The sequence below is a fragment of the Sorangium sp. So ce327 genome, assembly GCF_051530205.1.
In the GTDB taxonomy this organism is placed as follows: domain Bacteria; phylum Myxococcota_A; class Polyangia; order Polyangiales; family Polyangiaceae; genus Sorangium; species Sorangium cellulosum_B.
On the sequence record NZ_CP150330.1, the window covers coordinates 9935041 to 9959068 of the forward strand.

General features: G+C 68.5%; 12 protein-coding genes. 10 read left to right on the plus strand and 2 right to left on the minus strand.

Features of this window, described 5'->3' with window-relative positions; genetic code table 11:
• The first annotated feature begins 8 nt into the window (after nt 1–8).
• Together WME95_RS37200 and WME95_RS37205 are read left to right on the plus strand one after the other, a co-directional pair.
• On the plus strand, nt 9–3119 hold the full coding sequence (locus WME95_RS37200) for a zinc-dependent metalloprotease (RefSeq protein ID WP_437904061.1): 3111 nt from the start codon (nt 9–11) through the stop codon (nt 3117–3119).
• Nucleotides 3120–3588: 469 nt separating this feature from the next.
• Nucleotides 3589–4461: a hypothetical protein gene (locus WME95_RS37205; RefSeq protein ID WP_437544570.1), complete on the plus strand. Its 873-nt coding sequence runs from the start codon at nt 3589–3591 to the stop codon at nt 4459–4461.
• Nucleotides 4462–4658: 197 nt separating this feature from the next.
• Here the strand turns inward: WME95_RS37205 and WME95_RS37210 are convergent, their stop codons facing one another.
• Both WME95_RS37210 and WME95_RS37215 read right to left on the minus strand, forming a co-directional pair.
• Complete coding sequence (locus tag WME95_RS37210) at nt 4659–9809, minus strand: AAA family ATPase (RefSeq protein WP_437904062.1); 5151 nt, start codon at nt 9807–9809, stop codon at nt 4659–4661.
• A 119-nt stretch (nt 9810–9928) separates the two neighbouring features.
• Entirely contained in the window at nt 9929–10798 is an 870-nt protein-coding gene (locus WME95_RS37215) for a helix-turn-helix domain-containing protein (RefSeq protein ID WP_437904063.1), read from the minus strand.
• A gap of 86 nt (nt 10799–10884) precedes the next feature.
• Here WME95_RS37215 and WME95_RS37220 point away from each other — a divergent pair, with 86 nt between their 5' ends.
• From WME95_RS37220 to WME95_RS37255, 8 genes are all read left to right on the plus strand, one after another.
• Complete coding sequence (locus tag WME95_RS37220; protein WP_437904064.1) at nt 10885–11946, plus strand: glycoside hydrolase family 16 protein; 1062 nt, start codon at nt 10885–10887, stop codon at nt 11944–11946.
• 251 nt (nt 11947–12197) lie between these two features.
• Complete coding sequence (locus tag WME95_RS37225; protein WP_437904065.1) at nt 12198–14567, plus strand: alpha-amylase family glycosyl hydrolase; 2370 nt, start codon at nt 12198–12200, stop codon at nt 14565–14567.
• Nucleotides 14568–14718: 151 nt separating this feature from the next.
• Nucleotides 14719–15204 (plus strand): hypothetical protein, encoded by a 486-nt coding sequence (locus tag WME95_RS37230; protein WP_437904066.1) that lies wholly within the window; start codon nt 14719–14721, stop codon nt 15202–15204.
• A gap of 54 nt (nt 15205–15258) precedes the next feature.
• A complete protein-coding gene (locus tag WME95_RS37235) occupies nt 15259–19335 on the plus strand; it encodes a kelch repeat-containing protein (RefSeq protein ID WP_437904067.1) in 4077 nt (1358 codons plus the stop codon).
• A 1297-nt stretch (nt 19336–20632) separates the two neighbouring features.
• Nucleotides 20633–21394 carry a hypothetical protein gene (locus tag WME95_RS37240; protein WP_437904068.1) on the plus strand — a complete coding sequence of 254 codons (762 nt, stop codon included), beginning with the start codon at nt 20633–20635 and terminating at the stop codon, nt 21392–21394.
• Between the two features lie 101 nt (nt 21395–21495).
• On the plus strand, nt 21496–22332 hold the full coding sequence (locus WME95_RS37245) for a hypothetical protein (protein ID WP_437904069.1): 837 nt from the start codon (nt 21496–21498) through the stop codon (nt 22330–22332).
• Between the two features lie 288 nt (nt 22333–22620).
• Complete coding sequence (locus tag WME95_RS37250; RefSeq protein WP_437904071.1) at nt 22621–22947, plus strand: hypothetical protein; 327 nt, start codon at nt 22621–22623, stop codon at nt 22945–22947.
• Nucleotides 22934–24025, plus strand: coding sequence for an ImmA/IrrE family metallo-endopeptidase (locus WME95_RS37255; RefSeq protein WP_437904072.1), 1092 nt, complete (start codon nt 22934–22936; stop codon nt 24023–24025). Before WME95_RS37250 ends, WME95_RS37255 begins: the two co-directional genes overlap by 14 nt.
• Nucleotides 24026–24028 lie beyond the last annotated feature (3 nt).

A 24028-nucleotide genomic window follows, 5' to 3' on the forward strand; every position in this document is an offset into this window, starting at 1 on the left:
GTGGCGTCATGAAGGTGAAGTCTTGTTTGCTCATGCTCGCGGGGTTCTACGCGGCGGGCTGCGTCGATCATCGTCCCGTCCGCAACGGCCTCGTCAACGAGTCCATCTACGTCGAGAAGGCGGCGCTCACCGAGCCGGCCGAGGGCCGCGACGACGCGTGGCTCTACAAGGTGACCGTGGTGGAAGCGAGCTCGCCGAACGTCCTCGGCGACTACGCCTTCCCCGGCATGGAGAGCGATCTCTACGCCGTGAACTTCCGCTTCACGGAGGACAAGCTGCAGGTCCTCGACGGGCGCAGGCTCCAGCCGGACGACCCGGAGGACCCGAACGACGACACGTCCACGCGCGCCGAGCGCGTGGTGATGGAGTTCGAGGGGGAGCACGTCGACGTGAAGCTGCGAGAGAACCTCGACGGCGAGCGGACGAACTACCTCGAAGAGAACACCGAGGAGCGCTGGCAGCGTCGCCAGAAATTCAAGGTGGACTTCGAGACGGCGTCGATGGACCCGATCACGGCGATGGCCTGGTATTACGGCGACTACCTCACCGAGTGCGCGCGTCCGACGAGCGTGAACCTGGTCGACGACACGTACCAGTGGGAGCCCGACGACGACTACCTGAGCTTCGTGCTCGAGGCGAACTACGCGGTCACCACCGAGGGCGGCTGCTACGACCTCGTCTCGCTCGCGACGGGCACGGGCACGGTCACGATCCGGTACCGCCTGTCGTTCTGGCGGCCACCGGTGTCGGAGTACAAACCCGAGGTCGTGGCGGAGAAGGACCCCGTCAACAAGAAGTACGGGGCGTTCCAGCAGCTCAGCCTCTACCGCGACCCGGTGACGGGCCTGCTCGACGCGAAGAGCCTGCTCAAGCGCTTCGATCCGAACCGTGAGGAGCCCGTTGTCTACTACTTCCACCCGGGCTTCCCGCCGAAGTTCAAGCCGATGTTCGACGAGATCGAGGAGGAGACGAACGAGGTGCTCGCGGAGTCCGGGGCGCGCCTGCGGGTCGACTTCCGCGACCACGACGACGGCGGCGTCGAGCGTGAGTTCGGCGATCTCCGGTACTCGTTCGTGGCGTGGCACCAGGACATCGACAGCACCCGGGGTCTGCTCGGCTATGGCCCGTCGACGGCGCAGCCGCGCACGGGCGAGACGATCTCGGCGAACGTCAACCTCTACAACGTCGGCCTCGACTACTACCGGTACCTCATCGACGAGTTCCTCACCTACAGCGGCGCGGAGCAGCCGGATCTCGAGAGCTCCTGCGAGCCGGGCGAGCGCGCCGCGAAAGCGGCGCCGTCGACGCGCCTGCGGAGCGCGCTCTTCACCGAGATGCGCCGCGTGATGGACCTGCCCGATCCGGGGCCGGACGACGAGCCTGCGGAGCTCTTCCTGCCGACGCCGGCGCGGGGGCGCGACGCGTTCCTCGCGGACTACCACCGGATGCTCCCCGAGTACCGTTACGTGCGGCCCGAGTGGAACCAGTACGTCTATATGCAGAGCCGGACGCCGATCGCGAACTTCCAGGAGCGCATGGCGGTCGAGCGCCAGTTCGACGAGACCATGCACTCGATCCTCATGAACGAGAACCCGTACGGCCCCGTGGGGCTCTACGGCCGCGACGGCATCGAGGCGCAGAACGACTTCGCGGACGAGATGCGCCGGTTCCGCCGCAACCACGACGAGCTCGAGGCGGATCGCGAGGACCTGCTCGCGCGGAAAAACATCTACGTCTTCAACGCGCAGGACGCGATCAGCGCGGTCGCGAACGGCGCGCGCGTCTGCAAGGACGACGGTACATGGGAGACGGACGCCGAGTTCACGGAGCGCGTCATCGAGGACGTGGTCGCCCACGTCGCGATCCACGAGTTCGGCCACACGCTCGGGCTGCGCCACAACTTCTACGGGAGCGTGGACGCGAAGCACATGGAGGGCACCGAGCTCTCGTCCTCCGTCATGGACTACGTGCAGGCGTACCAGGAGGCGGGCTCGCAGCACGGCTGGGGCGGCTACGACCGCGCCGCGCTCACGTGGATCTACGGCACCGAGGAGAAGCGCGACGAGGTGATGGCGCACGACTACCTCTACTGCACCGACGAGCACCGCTACCGCTCGCCGCTCTGCACGGCGCACGACCTCGGCATCACCCCTTCGCAGATCGTGCTCAACTCCATCGAGCGTTACGACTGGCTCTACAACATCAGGAACCGTCGCGCGTACCGCACGTTCTGGGACACGAGCGCGTACACCGGCACGGTCTACAACGACATCTTCTCGCTGCAGCGCATGTGGTACCTCGGGATCTTCGACTGGGCGGGCGGCGGCGTGCAGCAGACGCTGAAGAGCCTGGATCAGGTGACGCCTGGCCGGAAGGTGCTGACCGATGAGGAGTACGACGCGATCTCGGTCGATTTCTACGACGACATCTCGTCCGCGATCGACCTCACGATGGCGTTCTACGACGCGATCATCAACCAGCCGGCGAGCCAGCGCAATTACCAGACGGAGTTCGATCCCTTCTTCGGCGACGTGCTCCGGCTCGGCATCGTTGTCGACAAGCTGTACGCGTCTTATGCCTTCATGGATCTCCAGGACGTCTACAACTACAACCCGAACGTCTCGACCTACGTCTCGATGTACGACGCGCCGTTCGGTGAGCGCAACGCGGCGCTGTCGCAGCGCGTGCTCGACAACATGCTGGGCGCGAGCTACGACACATTCCCCTGGTTCCGCTTCCTCGCGGTGAACCTCTTCGCGTCGGCGACGAACACGAACCTGGTCGACAACCTGTCGCTGAAGGAGCGCATCGCGATCCAGCGCTTCGAGAACCAGGAGGAGTTCGAGCTTGTCTACGGCGCCGAGGCGCTCGCCGAGGCGACGAGCCCGGACAACCCGGCGCAGCTCTTCGTTCACGACGGCGAGCAGTTCTCCTACGCGTTCCTGCCCGACCAGGGCTGGCACCTCGTGGCGAGCCGCTCCAGGAGCCCGGTGAGCTTCCAGTTCATGAAGGACTACAACGAGGATCTCAACGCGGGGCGCCCGGGCGATCTGGACAACTATGGCCTGAAGATCCTGCTTGCCTACTACGAGTACTACAACAACTTCACCGGGTTCTGACGTGAAGCGAGCAGCAAGCACCCTGTTCGCGCTGCTGGGGGGGTCGCTCATGGCGACGCTTCCGGCGGCGGCCCAGACGCTGAACCCAACGCCCTCGGTGGCACCGGCTCCGTCAGCCGCACCGGCTCCGTCGGCTGCACCGGTTCCGCCGGCTGCACCGGTTCCGCCGGCTGCACCGGCTCCGCCGGCCGCACCGGTTCCGCCGGCCGCACCGGTTCCGCCGGCCGCACCGGTTCCGCCGGCTGCACCGGTTCCGCCGGCTGCACCGGCTCCGCCGGCTGCACCGGTTCCGCCGGCTGCACCGGTTCCCGCTGGCGCGGCCGCCGCAGACGCGGCCGTCCCCCCCGCGACCGCACCCGCCGCGGACACGGCCGCATCCGCTGCGGCCACGACTGCGCCCGCCGCGGCCACAGCCGCACCCCCCGCGGCCAAACCCACCGCGGCCACGACCACACCCGCCGTGGTCACCATGGGCTTAGCGCCGGCTCACCCCCAGAAGGACGAGGTCTCGGACGGGGAGGGCCAGGCGAAGGACGAGCGCTGGTATCACGTCTCCGGGAAGGTGCAGTACCGGCAGACGGTGGTGAGCGACGACGATCCGGCCAACGACCGGTTCATGGTCTATAGCCTGATGGGCGCGGTCGATATCCCCAGGGTGAAGGGGCTGACGGGCTGGCTGACCCTGGAGGTCTTGCAGAGGACGTGGAGCGCTGAAGAGGGCGAGTCGGGGCTGTTCTTCCAGGACATGTCCCTGGGTGGCACGTACGAGCACAAGCTCGAGGTGCTGCCGAAGGGGAAGCCCTGGTTCTCCTTCGAGCACTCGCTCGGGGTGTACCTCCCGACGTCGCGGTTGAGCCAGGCGCGCGACATGATTCTCACACCGGAGCTCCTGTCGCTCGGCCGGGTCCACACGACACTGCACAACCTCGTCGCAGGGATCAGCTTGCTCGGGCAGTGGCGGTACCACCGCTACGCCGAGCGCGCCGGACCCGAGGGGACGATGAACACCAAGTTCGTCGTCGCCCCCGGCCTGTTCCTCGAGGAAGCGATCTTCAAGGACAAGCCGTACGGCAAGCTCGACGTCCGCTTCAGCCTGGCCCGCTACTGGGCGGTCCGCTACGCATCGCGCGAGGACTACGCGTCCGAGGCGAGCGACGAGCGGTACGTCGCGAACGCGTATTCGTGGTCGATGGCGATGACCTACTCGCCCATCAAGTACGCATCGGCCAGGATCGGCCTGGAGCACAACGCCCCGATGATCCGCGGCGACGGCGCCATGAACGCCGACGTCTTCAACCGCAACGACACCCAGATCTCGCTCGCGGTCACCGGCAAGTACTGACCTGCCCCCCGTATAGCAGCTGGACAATCCGCACGTGGCCGAGGGCAGTCGCCTGCGCAAGGCGCTGAGCTACCTATGGCGTCTCATGGCGTCCTGGCGGTTCAAGAGACCCCACCTTCGGCCAAAGTACTCCTCCATCCCCTCGGCTCCGCGCCGCAAGGCCCAGCTGGCAAAAGGCGGCCCGCGCGCCCCTCTCCTCACGACGGCTGCGCGAGGCCGAGCTCTCCCTCCGGCTCGACGGGCAGCTCGACGACGAACGTCGTCCCCGAGCCCAGCTGACTGCGCAGATCCACGCGCCCTCCGTGCGCTCGCACGATCTCCCGGACAAGGTACAGCCCGAGCCCGAGGCTCTGCGCTTGATGAAGCCCCGTCGCGCGCTCGAACGCCTCGAACACGCGCCGCTGGTCGGCCTCGGAGATCCCGATGCCCTGGTCGGAGACCGAGAGACGAGCGACGGCCCCATCCCCGTCGGTGACGATCCGGACCGGCTTTCCGGCGCCGTACTTCATGGCGTTCGTGAGCAGGTTCGTCACGACCTGCTCGAGCCGCAGCCGATCCCACTGGCCCACGACGGCGCGCTCCGCCTGCACGTGGAGCGCACATCCAGCCAGCTCGGCCTGCTCGCTCAGCCGCCCGACGACGTCCCGCACGAGGGCCGCCAGGTCCACCGGCTCACGCGTCAGGGCGAGCCGCCCCTTCTGGACGCGCGAGAGGTCGAGCAGGCTGTCGATCAGCAGGTTGAGCCGGCCGAGCTGGCGCTTGAACGACGTGAGGGACGACGATAGCCAGGACGAGGAGACCGTCTCCTGCTGCTTGATCGATCGCGCGAGCGCGTCGAGCTTCAGATGGAGGCCTGTCACCGGCGTCTTCAGCTCGTGGGCGAGGAACGCCGTGCGCCGCTCCGCCGCCTCCGCCGCCGCCCGCGCCTCGCGCTCCCTGGCGAGCAAGAGCGCGTTCTCGAGGGAGATGGCCGCCTGCGTGGCGAGCAGCTCGAGGGCGAGGAGCCGCTCGGGCGTGAACGCGTGCGTCGTGACGTTGTTCTCGAGGTACAGCAGACCGAGCACCTCGGCCTGCCGCAAGATGGGGACGCAGAGGACCGACCTCGGGTTGTGCCGGACGATGTACTCGTCCCCCGAGAACCTGCCCGCCTTCGCGGCGGCGTCATCGAGGAGCACGCGCTCCTTGGTGAGCCGCACGTAGTGGAGGAGCGAGGCAGGGAGGAGCGGAGAGGACGACACCGGCAACGACTGGAGAACCCTGGTCACGGTCCCCTGTCGCTCCTCGATCGCGGCCTCCGCCTCGATCGTCAGGCCGCCGTCCCGCACCAGGATGAGGCAGCCCTTCTGCGCACCTCCCTGCTCGAGGACGAACTCGAGCAAGGTCCGCAGGAGCTTCTCGAGGAGGATCTCGCCCGAGATCGCCTGCGATGCCTTGACGACCGCGAGCACGTCGAGCTGCTCCGCGCGGGCCGCGAAGGTGGCGGTCGGCTCGATCGGCCGCCGCTCGAGGAGCTGCGAATAACGCTGCTCGAGCTGCTTCACCTTGCCGTCGGCCCCCCAGCGCACGTAACACGAGCGGGCCTCGCGCAGGTACGTATCGGAGAAGCGCTCGAACCCCCGCGCTCGATAGAACCGAGACGCGAGCTCGTAGGCGAGCGCTTCGATGTGGACGAAGCCGCTCTCGCGCGCCGCGCGGATGGCCTCTTCATAGAGGCGCATCGCGTCGAGGTCCCGGCCCTCGATGCGGGCGACCTCGGCGGACACCAGGGCGTAGCGGCCCCGGAAGTTCTCGGGGCAGCTGTCGGCCCAGCGCCTCAGCTTCTGGAGCGCGCTCTCGAGCGCCTGAGCGAATCGCTGCCGCTGCTCGGCCGGCGCCTCCGCGTGGAGGGCAGTCACCGTGAGCGCGTGGTAGAAGTGGTGCGTCGCTTCCATGGCCAGAGACGCCGCCTGCCCCTGCATCAGCGCGGCGGTGGCCGCGGACTCCAGCGCTTCGGCGTGACGCTCGTGCGTGAACGCGGCGATCTGCTTCATGATATGAAACATCGCGATCCCAAGGCCGAAGCCCGCCTTCTGGAGGATCGCGAGGGAGCTCGCCTCGTCGAAGTCGCCGCCGTCGAAGCTCGTGGGCCCCCGCGTCGCTCCCTTCAGGCTCGCCGCGAGCTGCTCTTCGAACCGGACCACGTTGTAGACAACGTCGTTGTGGGTCTGCCGGGCGAAGGCGGTGTATCTCCGCGCGACCTCGATGACGCGGTCGAGCGGGTCGCCGTTCTCGAGGACGATCCACACCATGTTGTACGTCAAGTAGCCGGCGAAGATGAAGTCTCCGACGTCGAGGCAATCGAAGAATGCCTTGTCCATGAGCGGGATGCTCGTCGCGTAGTGCCTGTGCCAGATGCTGATGACGCCCGCGTGGTGGAAGAGCAGCCTCCCCTTCAGCATGGCCGTGATGCTCTTGAATTTCTCGTTGAGCCTGATCGCCATCTCGGAGAACTGGAACGCGCAGGGGACGTCGCCGAGGAGGGACACCATGACCGCGGCGTAACAGCTATAAACGAAAGAGGACTCCTCGGCGTGTCCGTGCTGCAGGGACGCGTTCACCCCCTTGGCGGCGAGCAGCGGCCAGAGCGCCGGTCGCACGGAGAACATGAGGGGCGCCGACTCGGCGACCAGGCTGATGAACGCCCGCACGTCCTCGTCGGTCGCCACGGGCGCATCGACGAGATCGGCGACGCGACGGCCGCGCAAGGCGATCGGGACCTGCCGGATCTCGGCCTCCACGGCGGCGTGGATCTCCTCGTCGACCTCCGGGAGCGTCGCCCCGTAGAGCCGCAGGGCGTCGATCATCACCGCCATGGCGTCGCGGTGCCGCCCGGCGATCTGGTAGAGCCGCATGCGCAGCCGGTGGGCCCTGGCCCGGTCGGGCCTGGAGCGGGCGTTCTGGAGGATCAGGTCGAACAGCTCGTCGGCCGGCTGGAAATTGCCGGTGATGGACTCGCATTCGGCGAGCTCCAGGTGGAGCCTGAACGTGTCCTCGTACCGCGCGCTCCAGGCGTCCTGCGGCAAGAGGGACGTCGCCTGCGCCAGGTAGCTGCGCGCGGAGGCGTAGGCGACCGAGGCCTTCGCCTTGAGCCCTGCCAGGAGGTTGAGCCGGCAGAGCGCCTCCCTCTCGCGTGGATCGGTGATGAGGTGGGCGCCGTGATTGAGCTGGGTCGCGACGTCGAAAGCCCGCTCCTCGACCGCCCCGCCGGGCAGACGGGACACGAGGCGCCGGCCGATCTCGAGGTGCACAGCGGCCCGCCGCGCCGCCGGGATGAGCGAATAGGCCGCCTCCTGGACGCGGTCGTGGAGGAACTTGTAAGAGCCTTCGTGGCAGAGGACGAGCCCCGCGAGGATGGCCTGCCAGACCTCCGCGTGCAGCGCCTCCTCCGAGCGGTCGCACGCTATCGTCAAGACGCCGACCTCCGCGGCGCTCCCGAGGCAGGCGAGCTGCTTCAGCGCCTCCTGGGTGCCAGCGGGGAGCCGCGCGAGCTTGTCGACCATCAGATCGACCACGTTGTCGGTGAAGCCTTTGGCGCGGATCTTCGCCATGTCCCACCGGAAGGCGCCCGCCTGCGGGTCGAGCTCGATCAGCTGCTCTTCGTGGAGGGCGAGGAGAAACTGGATCGCAAAGAAGGGGTTGCCGGCCGTCTTCTCGTGGACCAGGGCCGAGAGCGGCGCGGCGTCCTCGGGGCGGCACTGAAGCATATCGCTGACGAGCATGGACAGGTGCTCGCGGGAGAGCGGGCCGAGCACGAGCTCCTGGACGTGCGCGCCCCCCCTCCTCGCCTCGTGCAGCGCCGTCATGAGCGGGTGCGAGGGGGTCACCTCGTTGTCGCGGTACGCGCCGATGACGAGGAGATGGCCCATGTCGAGGTGCGTCACCAGATCCTGCAAGAGCGCGAGGCTCCCCGAGTCGGCCCACTGGAGATCGTCGAGGAAGAGGACGAGGGGGTGCTCCTTCCGGGCGAACACCCCGATGAAGTGCCGGAAGACGGTGCGGAACCGGTTCTGCGCCTCGACCGGCGGCAGCTCGGGAGCCGGCGGCTGCGGGCCGATGACGAGCTCGAGCTGCGGGATCAAGTCGACGATGAGCTGCGCGTTGACCGTGAGGACCTCGAGCAACCGCTGCTTCCAGGCCGCGATCCGCTCGCTGTCGGCGAGGAGCTCGAGCACGATCTCCTGAACGGCCTGCACGATGGTGGAGTAAGGGATCTCGCGCTTGTGCTGATCGAATTTTCCCGAGGCGGAGAACCCCCGCTCGCCCGCGACGGCCCTGTCCAGCTCGTGGACCAGCGTCGATTTGCCGATGCCGGAGTAGCCCGAGAGGAGCACGAGCTGTGGAGATCCGGTGTCGACCACGCGCTCGAAGGCGCGCAGCAGCGCCGCGATCGCCTCGTCGCGCCCATAGAGCTTCTGCGGGATGCGCAGGCGGCCCGACGCGTCCTGCTCGCCCAGCGGGAAGGGCGCGACGCTGCCGTCGCAGCGCCATGAGTCGAAGCACCGCTTCAGATCATGGCCAAGGCCGCGGGCCGTCTGGTAGCGCTCCTCGGGCATCTTCGCGAGGAGCTTCATCACGATGCGCTCGACCGCCTCCGGCACGTCGGGGACCACCTTGGACGGCGCCGCGAACGCGCGGGCGACGTGACAATGGATCCATTCGAGCGGGTCGCGGGCGTCGAAGGGGAGATTCCCCGTGAGCATCTGATAGAGCGTGACCCCCAGGGAGTACAGATCGCTGCGGCTGTCGACCCCACGGTTCATCCGCCCTGTCTGCTCGGGCGACATGTAAGGGAGGGACCCCTCGATGACGCGGGCCGGCTCCAGGGCGTGCTGTTCGCGGGAGAGCCGTGAGGCGAGCGCGAGATCGGCGATCTTCACCTCGCCCGTGGCGGGAATGACGAGGATATTTGCGGGCTTGAGGTCTCTGTGAACGACGTTTCGCTGATGGATGTCGGAGACGGCATCCGCGATGCGGACGGCGAGATCGAGGAACCTGCCAATCGCCATCGGCGCGCCGAGCAGCCGATCGAGCGGCTCAGCGCCCGAGTCTTCCATGACGAGGGCGAGCGCCCCGTCGTACATCTCGAGGGCGAGGGGCCTGACGACGGCTGCCACGTCGAGCATCTTGCCCGTCTCGTACTCCCTCTTGAGCCGGGCGAGGTCCTTCGGCCGGCAGCTCCTCGGGTCGAGCACCTTGAGGACCACCGGATGGCCGTCGGCGTTTCGAACAGCGCGGTAGACGGCGGTACCGCGGCCCTCGCGAATGGTCTCGGAGATCGTGTACGGGAAGGGAGGGGACGGGCTCGTCATGCAGGCGATGGGCAAGGCAGCCTCGGCAGTGGCAGCAGGCGCCCCCTCCCGGACAAGGTATACCATTCCCCGCCCCCGCATCATGGCCAGCGTTGCGGGCGATCCGGCGCGGATTCGCGTCAGCCGGCGGGCTCGGCCGCGCGCGGGCCCGAGGCGCCGTCGCCAGGCCGGCTCGGCCGCGAGCCGCTACCGCGCATCGACACGGTCATTTCGGTCAGCACCGCGCGCTGGCCGCCGAAATAGCCCTGGGGCGCGCAGCCGAGGGCGCGCGTGAAGACGCGGTGGCATTGCGCATAACTCCCGAACCCGACGGCGTACGCCGCGCGCGCGAAGCTCGCGCCGCGATCCACCTCGGCGATGAACTGCATCAGCTTGAGCCGCGCACGGTACTCGACGACGTTCACGCCCACATCCTTGCGAAAACGCCGGCTGATCCCGCTCTCGCCCGTGCGCAGGCGCGCCGCGAGGGCTGCCCCGGGGAGCTTCGGGTCGAGCCGCAAGAGCTCGAAGATGCGGCGGCTCACCACGTGGGGGAGCGGCACGTTCGACAGCGACCGCTCGAAGAGCTCCGCGAGGCGATGCTCCACGACCGAGATGTCGCGCGCTCGGTCGAGCGCGCCGAGGAGCGCGAGCTCGTCGGCGAGCACGGCCGGCGTGAGCTGCACAGCGTCGAGCGCGACCTTCGACGCGGCCCCCGCGACGCGAGCCCCCAGCTCGGGGCGGAGCGCCGCGACGTACAGAACGAAATCGCTGCTCTCCTCGAGGAGCGCGTGATCTTGCCCCGGCGCGAAATAGAGCAGCGTGCCCGCCACGAGCGGCACCACGCGCTTCCCCACGCCCATGATGCCCGTGCCGCGAGCGACGAGGTTGATCTCCGGCTCCTCGTGGAAATGTCGGGGCCGACGGTACTGCGGCTGGTGACGGAAGACCTGGGCGCGCCGGCCGGCGAGCATCGGAAAGGGCTGGAACAACGCGGGCCGAGCGCTCAAGGCCAGGTCAGTGTGAGGCAGCGGGGACGCGGACAGAAAGCAAAAAATGCGAAGCGCTCTCGCCCCCGGCGCGCCACGTGGAGCTCATGATGTCTTCGACGCGCTGCACGGTCGCTTCGCTTCTGTTCTCCGCATTCACCGCGCTGGCCTGTGACGACGCCAGCCAGCCCCCGGGCTCGACGACGGGGGCTGGCGGGGACGGCACCGGCCCGGGGGCTGGTGGTGGTTCCAGCGCCGGGACGGGTAGCTCCAGCTCCGTGGCGGGGGCTGGGACTGCGGATAGCGCCTCCAGCGCAGGAGCCGGCGCGGGGGGCGCAGGCGGCGCAGGCAGCGCAGGCGGCGCGGGCGGCGCAGGCGGAACGGCGGGTGGCACAGCAGCGGCAGGCGCCACGGGTAACGGCGGCTCAGCGGGCGGCCCTCCCCCGGACGAAGAGGCCTTCACGCTGCTCTTCCGCGACGATTTCGATCGGCTGGACGCAGCTCGCTGGCAGCTGATGACACATTCCTGGACCGAGAATCTGGCGCTGTTCTCGCGATCCGCCGCGACCATCGAACGTGGCCAGCTGGTGCTCCGGCTCACGCCGGCCCCTCAGGGCACCACCGACAGCTCCGGAGCCGCCAAGACCTTCCTGGGTGCCGAGGTTCGCTCCGTCGACGCGCTCACGTACGGGCGCGTGCGCGCTCGCGTCAAGCTGGCCCGAGGGTCGGCGGTCGTCTCGTCCCTGGTCACGATCTACACCCCCTGGCCAGCGGACAACTGGAACGAGCTCGACATCGAGTGCCTGGGGGCCAAGCCGAATGACGTGCAGTTCAACGCCATGGTGTACACCGGCGCTCCGGTACGGCCGCCGGTGACGCAATCCGTCAGTCCGACTCAGCATCCGCAGAAGGTGGACCTCGGCTTCGATCCGAGCGCGGACTTTCACACGTACCAGATCGAATGGACACCGTCCGGCGCCCGCTTTTCCGTCGACGACGTGCTCCGACACGAATGGACGGAGCGCATCGACCTCATGGTGCTGCCGCAGAACGTGCTCATGACGATCTGGGCGTCGTCGAGCGCGGCCTGGGCCGGGGCCGTGACGGCCGAGACGGGCACGGCGAGCGCGACCTACGATTGGATCGAGCTCTATCGGTACACGCCTTGATCGGGTCGCGAGACCAGGCCGCTCCGAGCGCGTGAGCTCACGCGGTTCGGCCCGACGAAGCGCGAAGCGAACGCCCGGGTGCGGGGCGGAGCCCCGACGGAACCTGCGCGCGCCTGTTAGCGACACGACAGCATGGGCGGAGCATCGCTGTTCTCCACAGCGGCTGCGGTGATTCAGGGCGACGCGCGCGCTGACATGCCTCTCGCGATCGGATACTGCTCGAGGCCATGTCGCGCCGCCGTTCTGCCGTCATGATCGCCGCTGTCTCCGCCATCATGCTCCCTGCCGTCCCGCTCGCGTGTGGGGGCCATCGCGCGCTCGACGCGGGCCAGGGGCAGGGCACGAGCGGCGCCGGGACGGCAGGCGCCGGTGCTGCTGGCGGCGAGGCGGCTGGCGTGGGCGGCGCAGGCGGCGAGGCCGCGGGCGCTGGCGGGGCAGGCGCCAGCGGGGCGGGCGGAGGCGCGCAGTACGGGAACGTGCTCTGTCCGACATCGTTCACGTTCAACGCGCCTCCCGGGGCCACGGATGTCCGCGTCGCCGGCGAGTGGAACGGCTTCGATCTCGGCGCCGCCCCGCAGCTGCAGGGCGGTACGCAGGGCCGGCTCACGGCCACCGTCGACCTGCCGCCGGGGCTTCACGGCTACAAGATCGCCTATCGGTCCGGCGGCGAGATCTCGTGGGTGCTCGACCCGGCGGAGGGGCGCCGCAAGTACGTCGACGGGGTCGAGAACTCGGCCGTCAAGGTCCCTGACTGCCGCCTCCCGTCGTTCTCGGTCGCGTCCAGCCAGGCGACGCGGCCTGCCGCCGGACAGGGCGCCTTCGAGGCCCGGCTCGTGTACCGGGACGGCATCGAGGGCGCGGGCCCCGAGGCGGCCGCGTTCGAGGCGGTCCTGCAGGACCAGGACGGCGAGGCGCGCCCGCTCACGGATCAGGAGCTCTCGGTCGACGCGCGCGGCGACGTGCGGATCCAGCTGGGAGGCCTCGGCGACGGCAAATACCGCGTCACCCTCCGCGGGGCGACCCGGAGCGGCCGCGCCGGTGAGCCGCTCCGGCTGGTGTTCTGGGTCGAGGCCGAGCCGTTCTCCTGGGAGGACGCGCTCATCTACATGGTCGTCACCGATCGTTACCGCGACGGCGATCCCGCCTTGAACCCGCCCGCCACGCCGGGCGCCGATCCGCGGGGCGACTGGGCCGGCGGGGATCTCGAGGGGCTGCGGCAGGCGATCGAGGACGGCACGCTCGACGCGCTGGGCGTTCGGGCCATCTGGCTCACGCCGTTCCAGGAGAACCCCGCCGGCGCCTACCTGGCGAGCGATGGAGTCCACCAGGTCACCGGATATCACGGTTACTGGCCCATCAAGGCGCGCGAGGTGGATCCGCGGCTCGGCGGCGCCGGGGCGCTCCGGGCGGTGGTGGCCGAGGCGCACCGCCATGGGATCCGCGTCCTCCAGGACTTCGTGGTGAACCACGTCCACGAAGATCACGAGTACGTCTCGTCTCACCCGGAGTGGTTCAGGACGGGGTGCGTCTGCGGGACGGACGGGTGCGACTGGACGTCGCACGCGCTCGATTGCATGTTCGCGAGCTACCTCCCCGACGTGGACCACACGGTCCCCGAGGCCAACGCCGCGTTCGTGGCGGACGCGATCCACTGGCTCGACGCGTTCGATCTCGACGGGCTCCGCGTGGACGCCGTGAAGCACGTGGAGGAGATCGCCACGCGCAACCTCGCCGCGGAGGTGCGGGAGGCGTTCGAGCCGGCCGGTACACGTTATTTCCTGATGGGCGAGACGGCGATGGGCTGGAGCGACTGCGAAGGCCCGTGCAACGACGAGAACTACGGGACGATCGCGAGGTACATCGGCCCTCATGGGCTCGACGGCCAGCTCGATTTCGTCCTCTATCACGGGGTCTCGTACCGGACGTTCGGCTGGGGCGAGGAGGGCATGCTGCACGCCGCGTACTGGGTCGAGCACGGGCAGCGGCGGTGGCCGGAGGGCGCCATCATGACGCCGTACATCGGCAGCCACGACACGGCCCGGTTCGCGACGCTCGCCGACTACCGCGACGAGGCGGGGCCTCGCGGCCGGGAGGTCCCGGGCCGCCAGTGGTCGGACACCGCGGGAGCGCCCGAGTCGCCCGAGGTGTACGCGCGGGCGCGCCTCGCGATGGCGTGGCTCCTGGGCCTCCCGGGCGCGCCGCTGCTCTATTACGGCGACGAGTACGGCGAGTGGGGCGGCGCCGACCCGAACAACCGCAGCGTGTGGCGTCCGGAGGAGGATCTCACGGCGGACGAGCTGGAGACGCTCGATTTCGTGCGCGCGCTCGGGACCGCGCGCCGGGGCATCCCCGCGCTCCGCCGCGGCGCCTACGTGAACCTCACCGCCACGGAGGACACGCTGGTCTTCGGCCGCCGGCACGGCCGGGGGGACTCCGCGGTGGTGGCGCTGACGCGCGCGGGGACGGAGCAGCACATCTCGGTCGAGGTCGCTCAGGCGCTCGGCCTCCCGCCCGGCACCGAGCTCAGGGACGCGCTCGGCGGCGCGAGCGAGGTCGTCTCCGCGGCCGGCGTGCTCTCGATGAGCGTCCCGCCGGGCGGGGCGGTGATCTTCGCGCCGTGATCGCTGGCAGGCCGGCGGGAGCGGGCTGCGGCGGCGAGCGCAGGCGCAGCGGGAGCGGCCAGGCGCCTGGAAGAGCGCGGGAGGACGCGGCGACGCGCGCGCTGTCCGATTGAGCTCCGCGGCCGCCCCGGGTATGTCGGAGCGGTACGACATGCAGCCGCCCGACGCGAGCCAGTTGCCCGAGGAGCTCCGCGCGCCGCCCCCGCGCCCCTGGGCGGCCTTGCGGCACGTCCGGCACCAGCTGGCTGGCGTGGGGTACTCGCTGCTCTTCTGGGCGGGGCTGGTCGGTGTCTGCTGGTTCTTCCGGCACATCGATTTCGTCGCGATGATCCTCGCCTTCTCGTACGCCGTCATGCCGGTCGTGCTCCTGTATCAGCTGCTGGGCAGCTATGCCGCGTGCCGCCTGGCGCTCCGCGGCGCGCCGTCGGCGGCGCACGTCTACGAGGGAGCCGTCGTGACGAGGTACGGGACGGTGAATATCTGGCACGTCGTCGTCGCCGGCCAGCACGTGCGGATTCGCGCGAACGCGCCGCTCGACAAGAGCGTGGTGGTCCTCGTGACGCCCGAGACGCGGAGCGGCAAGCGCCGAGTCGGGGTCTATCATCCCCGGCTCGGGATCTGCACATCGCTCGTGTGATCCGCGCTCTCGGCGCTGTTGTTGCGGACGTGACCGCGTGAGACATTCGCCAGCATGCGAGCTGCGTCGGGTCTTCGCGTGCTGGTCATGGCCGTCCTGGTGCTGGCGGTTGTGGGGTGGATGGGCGCGCTCGGGTGCGCGGCGGGGCACGACGGCGCGGCGGCGGCGGCGCTCGTACAGCGCCGGTTCCCGGCGCAGGCCGCCGAGGTGCTGGGCGGCGGCGCTCCCGGCGCGCCGGTCGCGACCGGCGGCGGCTTCGCCCTGGGCGCGCCTGGCCTGCCGGGGCGCGGGCCGCGGCTCCAGGCCGAGCTGCCGCGCGACGGCGGCGGCTGGATGCGGCTCTCGGGCGCGGGCGGCTTCGAGGTGCGGGTGCGCGAGGCCGGCGCGTCCGGCCCGGGGGCGGTGGTCGACGGCGCGGTGATCTACGGCCGCGCGGGCGGCGCGTCGTTCTGGCGGGCGGTCGCCGGGGGCATCGAGGAATGGCTCACGGTGGAGCCGGGCGCCGTGCCGGCGGGTGAGCCCGCGGCCGTCTGGGAGGTGGACGGCGCGGCGCTGCGGCAGCGCGGCGAGGCCGTCGAGGTGCTGGACGCGGCGGGGACGCCGCGGCTGCGCGTCACCGCGCCGCGAGCGTTCGCGGAAGGCGGGCGGCCGATCGCGGCGCGCCTCGAGGCGCGCGGGGCGGAGATCGCGCTGCTTGTCGAGGCGTCGGGGGAGCTGCTGCTCGTGGATCCGCTATGGCGCCCCGTCGGAGCGATGGCCACGCGGCGGGACGCCGGGCATACGGCCACGCTGCTGGGCGGCGACGACGGGCGGGTCCTGGTCGTGGGCGGCTATGACGGCGACGGCTATGTCGCGCGCGCTGAGCTGTACGACCCGGCGGACGACAGCTGGGCGCCGGCACAGCCGATGAGCGCACCGCGCCTCGAGCACGCCGCGCTGCTGCTGGACAGCGGGCAAGTCCTCGTCGCGGGAGGCTCCGACGGCTCGGGCACGACGGTGGCGAGCGCGGAGCTGTACGACCCGGCGGGGGACCGCTGGACGCCGGCGCGGTCGATGAACGGCGCGCGCCAGGGCCCCACGGCTACGCGGCTGGACGACGGGCGGGTCCTCGTCACGGGCGGCTGGAGCAACGGCACGTTCCTCCGGAGCGCGGAGCTGTTCGACCCGCGCGAGGGCATCTGGACCGCGACGGCGCCGATGAGCACCGCGCGTTATGCACACACCGCGACGCTGCTCGGCAACGGGCGGGTCCTGGTCGCCGGAGGTATCGGGGCGGCGGGCGAGGTCCCGACCGTGGAGGTGTACGATCCGGCGAGGAACACCTGGACCCCGGCGCAATCGATGAGCACCGTGCGCCGAGGGCACACGGCGACGCTGCTCGACGGCGGGCAGGTCCTGGTCACGGGCGGCTTGACGAGCGACGGCACGTTCCTCGCGAGCGCGGAGCTGTTCGACCCGGTGAACGGCAGCTGGGCACCGGCGGCGCCGATGAGCTTCGGGCGCTTTGGCCACACGGCGACGCTGCTCGACGGCGGGCGGGTCCTCGTCGCGGGCGGCATCCACTCATCGAACCTCCACCTGGCGGACGCGGAGATCTACGACCCGGCGGAGGGCTCCTGGTCGAACGCGCCGGCGATGGCCGTCGGCCGCAGCTCTCATACGGCGACGCTGCTCCCGAACGGCGGCGTGCTCGTGACGGGCGGCAATCAAGGCGTCGAGACGAACGCCGAGGTCTACGACCCGCCGGGCAGGAGCCCGTGGGCGGAGACCGCGCCGATGCGCTACTCGCGCTACGCGCACACGGCGACGCTGCTCGACGACGGGCGGGTCCTCATCGCGGGCGGCTACGGGGCCGAGGGCATCGACCTCAATACCGCTGAGATCTACGACCCGGCCGACGGAACATGGACCGGGGTGAAGGAGATGCGCGACGCGCGCTACACGCACACGGCGACGCTGCTGCCGCACGGGCGGGTCCTGGTTGCGGGCGGGTACGCGAGCAGGGCGGAGGGCGCGCTCGCGACCGTGGAGATCTTCGACCCCATGACGAGCGGCTGGACAGCGGCAGCGCCGATGATCGTCGCGCGCCAGGGGCACACGGCCACGCTGCTGGACGACGGCCGGGTCCTGGTCACGGGCGGCGTCGGGGCCGACTACGTCAACCTCGCGAGCGCGGAGATCTACGACCCGCGGGAGGGCACCTGGACCGCAGCGGGGGCGCTGATCGCCGCGCGCCAGGGGCACACGGCGACGCTGCTGGCCGACGGCCGGGTCCTGGTCACAGGCGGCTACGGGCCCCGCGGTGAGGCCCCGAGCGCGGAGCTCTGGAGCCCCGGCGAGCGCGGCTGGACAGCGGCAGCACCGATGATCGCCATGCGCCGGGCGCACGCGGCGACGCTGCTGGACGATGGGCGGGTCCTGGTCACGGGCGGCTCCCCGGATTCGGAGGGGATCAGCGGGCTCGCGAGCGCGGAGCTGTACGACCCGGCGACCGATCGCTGGACGACGCGAGCTCCCATGAGCGCCGCGCGCCAGAACCACACGGCGACGCGCCTCCTGGACGGGCGGGTCCTTGTCGCGGGCAATGCCTCTGTCAATGGCCATGGCAGCGCGAGCGCCGAGGTGTACGACGTGGCTGCGGACAGCTGGTCTCCGGCAGGGACGATGTACTCCGAGCGATCTCATCACGTGGCGACCCTGCTGCGCGGTGGCAAGGTCCTGGTCACAGGCGGCGTGGGCCCCGGCACCTACATCTCCAGCGCCGAGCTCTACACCGCGGCGTTCCCCGGCGCCCCTTGCGACACCGACGCGGACTGCGCCGGCGTTTCCTGCGTCGACGGCGTCTGCTGCGACGTCCCTTGCGCGGGCGCGTGCATGGCCTGCTCCGCCGCGAAGAAGGGCGCCGGCCCCGACGGCGCGTGCGGCCCCATCCAGGCCGGCGCCGATCCGGACGACGACTGCGCCGCGGAGCCTGCCCTCTCCTGCGGCACCACCGGCCTCTGCGACGGCCGCGGCAACTGCCAGCTGCGGGCGCAGGGCGCCCCCTGCGGCGCGGCCTCGTGCAAGGACGCCTCCGAGCTCGTCGAGGCCCCCCTCTGCGACGGCCTCGGGGCCTGCACCGAGGGCGACACGCGATCTTGCGCAGAGTACCGCTGCGTCACGGGCGCCTGCCTCACGGGCTGCACCTTCGACACCCAGTGCGCCGACTCGGCCTACTGCGCGGCGACCGGCGGCGACTGCCTGCCGAAAAAGCCCGTCGGCGCCCCGTGCTCGCTCCCGAAAGAGTGCCTCAGCGGGCAGTGCAGGGCCGGAGAGTGCGCGCTCGACACCGACGAGGACGGCATCCCCGACAGCGAGGACAACTGCCCTGCGGTCCCGAACACGCTCCAGGCCAACACCGATGCTGGCCTGCCTTCGGGCGATCTCCTCGGCGACGCCTGCGATGACGACGACGACGCCGACGGCGACGGCGATACGGTGGACAACTGCCCCCTCGTCGCGAACCCCGACCAGGCCGACGTCAACCGCGATGGAGTCGGCGACGCCTGCGATTGCGACAACCCGCGCAAGCCCGACGGCAGCCCCTGCGACGACGGCAACGCCTGCACGCAGACCGATACTTGCCAGAACGGCGCCTGTGTCGGCAGCGATCCCTTCGTGTGCCCGCAGCCCGACACCTCCACCTGCCGGCGCGCCGTCTGCGCGCCGGCCACCGGCACCTGCCAGAGGCGCTACAAGCTCGACGGGGCGCCCTGTCCAGGCGGCGAGTGCATCGCCGGGGGCTGCTTGCTCGCGGAGGCCGCCAGCGGCTCCGGAGGCGGCGCGGGGGGCGAGGGTCAGGGCGGAAAGGGCGACGGCGGCGGAGGCCAGGGCGGCGAGGAGCACGGCGGCGGGGGTCATGGCGGCGGCGCCGCCACGAATGGCTCCGGCGGGTCCGGCGGCACCGGCGGCGATGCAGGCGGCGCCCCTCCGGCGCCTGCTCCGGAGGGGAGCGACCCGCCGCTCGTGCACGGAAACGGCTGCGCCCTGGCGCGCGGCGCTGGCTCGGACCCGGGCGGCGCGGCCGCGCCCTGGCTCCTCCTCGCCGCGCTGCTCGCCGCGCGGTCCAGGAGGTTCCGCAAGGCAGGCTGATTTACCACCGTTCGCCGGGTTCTCGCTGGTCGTGCCCTTCCGACAGGCTCCCGGGCGGTTCGGTCATGCCTCGCTCACGCGCCACCAGGGAAGTCCTTGGGCAACGAAATTGCCGTGCCGAACCGTTGCGATCCGTTGCGTTTGCCGCGATTTCGGGGGCACCAGACCACCGATTGTCCCCGTTGGGGGGGCATAGACCCAACCCGGGACCAACCGGCGAGCCCCGGGCCCGGGGAGTTCGCGACGGCCGGCCCGTCGCCTCGAGCTGCGCTGGTCGCCTCGCTCGCCGAGACGCTCACCCATGCCGTCGCGCTTGGGGACGCGGAGGCGACCCGGGTCGTTCACGAGGCGATCGGTCGGCTGCTCGGGCTGTCGGCCGACCGGAGGGACGAGCGCGCTCGCGTCCCTAGGGCGACGCCTCCCGCGACGGGGTGATGGCCGTCGCGGATCCGCACCGCAGGGGCCGAGGAGTAGGCGCCGTTCCCGCCCTACAGCCCATCGAGGCGCGCGCGCTGCTGAACCAACCCCGGCTGACCACGCCCGGGAGCGCCTCAGCCGGGTCGCCCGGCGCTTGAAGATGCCCACCGAAACCGCGTTCCCGCGGGTCCGCCTGGAGCGCAAGCACCTCGCGCACGTGCTCTAGTGCCGGCGTTGCTTACAGTCGCCGCCTTTCTGGTCTCTTAGGTGACAGAAGGCTCCATACGCGATCCGCATCCTTCCTAGAAAAGTGACGCTGCATAAACAACTTACCCATGCATCGAGGAGCCCGCGTTCAGTCCATAGTCAGCGGGCTCCTAGCGGGGCCTGTCCGCGATCCGCTTGGGCGCTCCAGGCGTGATCCGAATGGGCCATCCCTAACACTTAGGTAGCCGACCTCGCGCTGCGCCCGATGACGCGCCGCAGCGAGGCCGGTGCGAGGGAAGGACCGTTCCGGGTCGTGCGCTACCGGCCGAAGTCGAGGCCGCCGCCGTCCCGACGCGGCTTAGGATTGTGCGATGCGGCCCTCGCCACATGGGGCGTGGCAGCTCGGGACGCCACACCGGCGTGCTGCACGCGGTATGGCAAGACGAGCCACGGATAGACGCGCTACCCCTAGGCGAAGGTGATTGACCACACAAACGGGCGTGGTACGCTCGCTGCTGCCAGCGCGTATTCAATCGAGCAGATACCGAACGGAAAGCCCGACACTCATGGTCGGCAACCCGTCACCTAAACGCGAAGCGACCGGAGCCGACGTAGTTTCTTCGCCGAGGGCAGCATGCAGCAGGTGGTCTCTTATCTCATTAGCCGACTCGAGATGGCACCCAAGAAGAGCACCAAGGTCATTCCATGGAGTTCTCCAGTTCCCGCGTTCGGCGATGTGTCGCGATCGACAATTGCAACGGTCGGAATCAATCCGAGCAATAGGGAATTTGTCGATGATCGCGATAACGAGCTCGCAGGGGCGCAGCGGCGGTTTCACACTCTGAGTTCACTGGGCCTGCAGACCTGGGCTCAAGCCGGTGAGATTCACCACCGGGAGATCGCCCGGGCGTGCGAGGAATATTTCCAAACGAATCCCTACGATCGCTGGTTCCGGCAACTCGACTTCCTCATCTCCGGCACCAATTTCTCGTACTACTCACCGATGTTCAGCGCCTGCCACCTTGACGTCGTTCCATTCGCGACCGCTTGCAAGTGGGCAGAGCTAACCGCTGAACATAGGTCAAATCTATTCGCCGTCACTGGAGATGCACTGGGGCGCCTTGTACGGGACTCACCGCTGCGAGTCCTCGTTCTGAATGGTAGCTACGTCGTCTCTCAGTTCCAGAAAATCAGTGGCACCATGCTCGCCGCGACCCTAAAGCCCTCATGGAAGCTGCCACGGCCTGAAGAATCTGGGGTTCCCGGATACGCCTATCATGGATCGATCAGCGTTCTTGCGGGCATTCACCTCAATCGAGAGGTGACGGTGCTCGGCTTCAACCACAACATCCAGAGCAGCTTTGGGGTCACGCGCGCGGTCAAAGCGTCGATCCGTCGTTGGATTTCTAAGAACGTGCAGGAGATTCTATCGTGAGTCTAGTCAGCCCACAACTCCGCCGAGCGATCCGCCATCGACTATTCAGGTACCGATCCTCAGCAAAGCCGCTAGGGATCAGTGCTGATGCAGCTTTCGAGGTGCTGCTGCGGCAGATCTACGACAGTGTTCGCCGCGTCGAGTACTTCTTTGCTCTCCGAAGCCGCGTACCAGACCCCACACGCAGTGACCCAACTTCGAAGAACTTCGATCCCATCCGGGCCGCGATCCACCAATTGCGAGCCAACAATATGGACGAGGCCGCATGGTTGGCATTTCTCTCGACCCACTTTGGCACTAACCGCCGCACCGGCTGGCGACTCGTTCGGGAAGTCTATGGCTCGCTCGGCGCCGGGTCTAGATGGGACTGGCACCACGTACGGCAGGGGCCAATGCGATTCACGCGGTGGCTAGAGGCGAATCATGAGCTCCTGAAAGGCGGCTTCGGCAACCACCGCAAATATATGAGTCTCAAACCAAAATCTCGAGCTGGCACCGCTCAGGCCATCGAAAGCTACGTAAAGTGGGTCCAGAAGCACTCTTCCCACGCGCAGCTACTCGCGTCGTTTGAGCAACGAGTCGGCAACGACCGGTGCAACCTCTTCGACGCCATCTACAGAGATATGAGAAAGAATGTCAGAGCATTCGGCAGGACCGGGTGCTTTGACTTCCTCTGCTCACTAGGAAAGCTGAACATTTTCCCCATCGAACCTGGTTCTCCATACATCTCTGGGTCCACAGGGCCGCGTGCGGGTGCCGAGCTGCTGCTGATGGGGCACAGCGGCAAGACTCTCCGCCCGATTCACCTCGATCGGCAGATACAGCCACTCGGTTATGAACTCGCAGGTGCAGGAGTAAAGTTCGCGATGCAGGTTGTCGAGGATGCGATCTGCAACTGGCAGAAGTCCCCTTCTCAATATGAGAGGTTCAGTGGCTAGTCCTCTCGGCACATATGATGCGAGCAGTCTCAGACTCGCTCCCATCGAGCCAAGCCTTCCAGGGGTCTTCTCGCTCGATCCGGCTGGGTTGTGTTGGACCTGCTGTACGGGCCCGTTGCGCAACGCATTCCAAGCAGCGAAAGCCAGTTCGTCCGCTTCGCTCGAAGCGCCGCAGGCACACCGGCCACGTTTGTGTGCCTGGGTTGATGCGCTCCCGTTGAGGTCCGCCCCCGCAGGGCGACAGCTGCTTACCCCATCCGATTGAACAGGTGCATAGGGGGAGGACTCTTGCAGATTTCCTTCGAAACAGAAGAGCTTCGGGATTACCATCGAATTCCTGCGAAGGCACTTATTCGCTACGGACCAACCGCCGCCAAGGGACTTGCGATGCGATTCGCGGATCTGCGCGCCCTGCAGAATGCCAGCGAATTGGTGGCTTTCGGAGCCGAAGAATGTGCATTCGATGGGCTTCATGCACTGAAAGTGCCGGTGGCGAAAGATTGCAGCCTTGTTCTTGTGGCCAATCATCCCAAGAAGAAGGAACTTGCATTAAATTGGGCGGGCGTTACTCGGGTCAAGGTTGTCACAATCGGGAGGCACGATGAGCAAGGCTGAGTATGATCCTGACTGGATTCCGCCGCCCGGCGCAACGATCGAAGACCTCCTCTCGCGGAAAGCCTCCGCTCGCCCTCGGCAGGTAATCATCGAGCGTTTCGGCCGGGGAATGGCTCAGCAGCTGTTCGACGGGAAGCTCGGAATCGATTCCGACGTCGCCGCGTTCCTCGCACACGCGGTGGGCCTGTCGAAGTCGTTCTGGATTGAGAGGGAAAAGCTGTATCGCGAAGCCCTGGATCACCGGCAGCGTGAGCGGCAACTTCTTGCACAGCTACCTTTAGATGAAATGAAGTCGCGGGCATTCATCCAGCCCGTACAGTCCCATGCCGAAACGGTGGACGAGGTCGTCAATTTTTTCGGGAAGGACGATCCGGAGAGCTGTCACGAACACATCGAGCAGCTGCCAAGATCAATAAAGCAGAAGACCTCGCGCGCAATAATTTCTCACCCTGGCTCTCTCGCTGTATGGATTCGAGCCGGAGAGATCGAAGCAGATCAAATTGAGTGCGCTGCATGGAATGCTGAGCGCCTTCAGAACCTCATGCCGGTGTTGCGCAAGCTCACTCGCACGGAGGATCCCGCGCAATACCTCCCTGAGTTGAAGCGGCTCTGCCAGAGCTGTGGCATCGCACTTGCGGTAGTACGGCCCCCAAGTGGTTGCAGCGCTCGTGGCGCTGTTAGGTTCCTATCGACGACCAAGGCGATGCTTCTCTTGAGCTATCGCCATCTCAGCAATGACCAGTTCTGGTTCTCGTTCTTCCACGAACTGGCGCATCTTCTGCTTCATTCTCGAGGAAGTATCATTGTCGATGACTGGGAAGATAGCGAAACCAAGGAAGAGCTTGAAGCGGATCAGTACGCTGCACAGATTCTGATCCCGTCCGAGTTTCAAACCTGGCTTACCTCGCTGGTTGACGAGAGGTCCATTATCTCGTTTGCGCGACGCATTGGCGTTTCGCGCGGCATCGTTGTGGGGCAAATGCAACACAAGAGAATTGTTGGATATCAGCAATTCAACCGGCTGAAAATCTACTACCAGTGGAACAACCGCAACGAAATCGAGCTGAAGGAGGGGTAGCTG

Excerpts from the sequence above, each read along its gene's own strand:
- WME95_RS37205 (WP_437544570.1), top strand. The coding sequence starts at position 3,589 with ATGGGCTTAGCGCCGGCTCACCCCCAGAAGGACGAGGTCTCGGACGGG.
- WME95_RS37230 (WP_437904066.1), top strand. The coding sequence starts at position 14,719 with ATGCAGCCGCCCGACGCGAGCCAGTTGCCCGAGGAGCTCCGCGCGCCG.
- WME95_RS37225 (WP_437904065.1), top strand. The coding sequence starts at position 12,198 with ATGATCGCCGCTGTCTCCGCCATCATGCTCCCTGCCGTCCCGCTCGCG.
- WME95_RS37255 (WP_437904072.1), top strand. The coding sequence starts at position 22,934 with ATGAGCAAGGCTGAGTATGATCCTGACTGGATTCCGCCGCCCGGCGCA.
- WME95_RS37235 (WP_437904067.1), top strand. The coding sequence starts at position 15,259 with ATGCGAGCTGCGTCGGGTCTTCGCGTGCTGGTCATGGCCGTCCTGGTG.
- WME95_RS37200 (WP_437904061.1), top strand. The coding sequence starts at position 9 with ATGAAGGTGAAGTCTTGTTTGCTCATGCTCGCGGGGTTCTACGCGGCG.
- WME95_RS37240 (WP_437904068.1), top strand. The coding sequence starts at position 20,633 with ATGGCACCCAAGAAGAGCACCAAGGTCATTCCATGGAGTTCTCCAGTT.
- WME95_RS37220 (WP_437904064.1), top strand. The coding sequence starts at position 10,885 with ATGATGTCTTCGACGCGCTGCACGGTCGCTTCGCTTCTGTTCTCCGCA.
- WME95_RS37210 (WP_437904062.1), bottom strand. The coding sequence starts at position 9,809 with ATGACGAGCCCGTCCCCTCCCTTCCCGTACACGATCTCCGAGACCATT.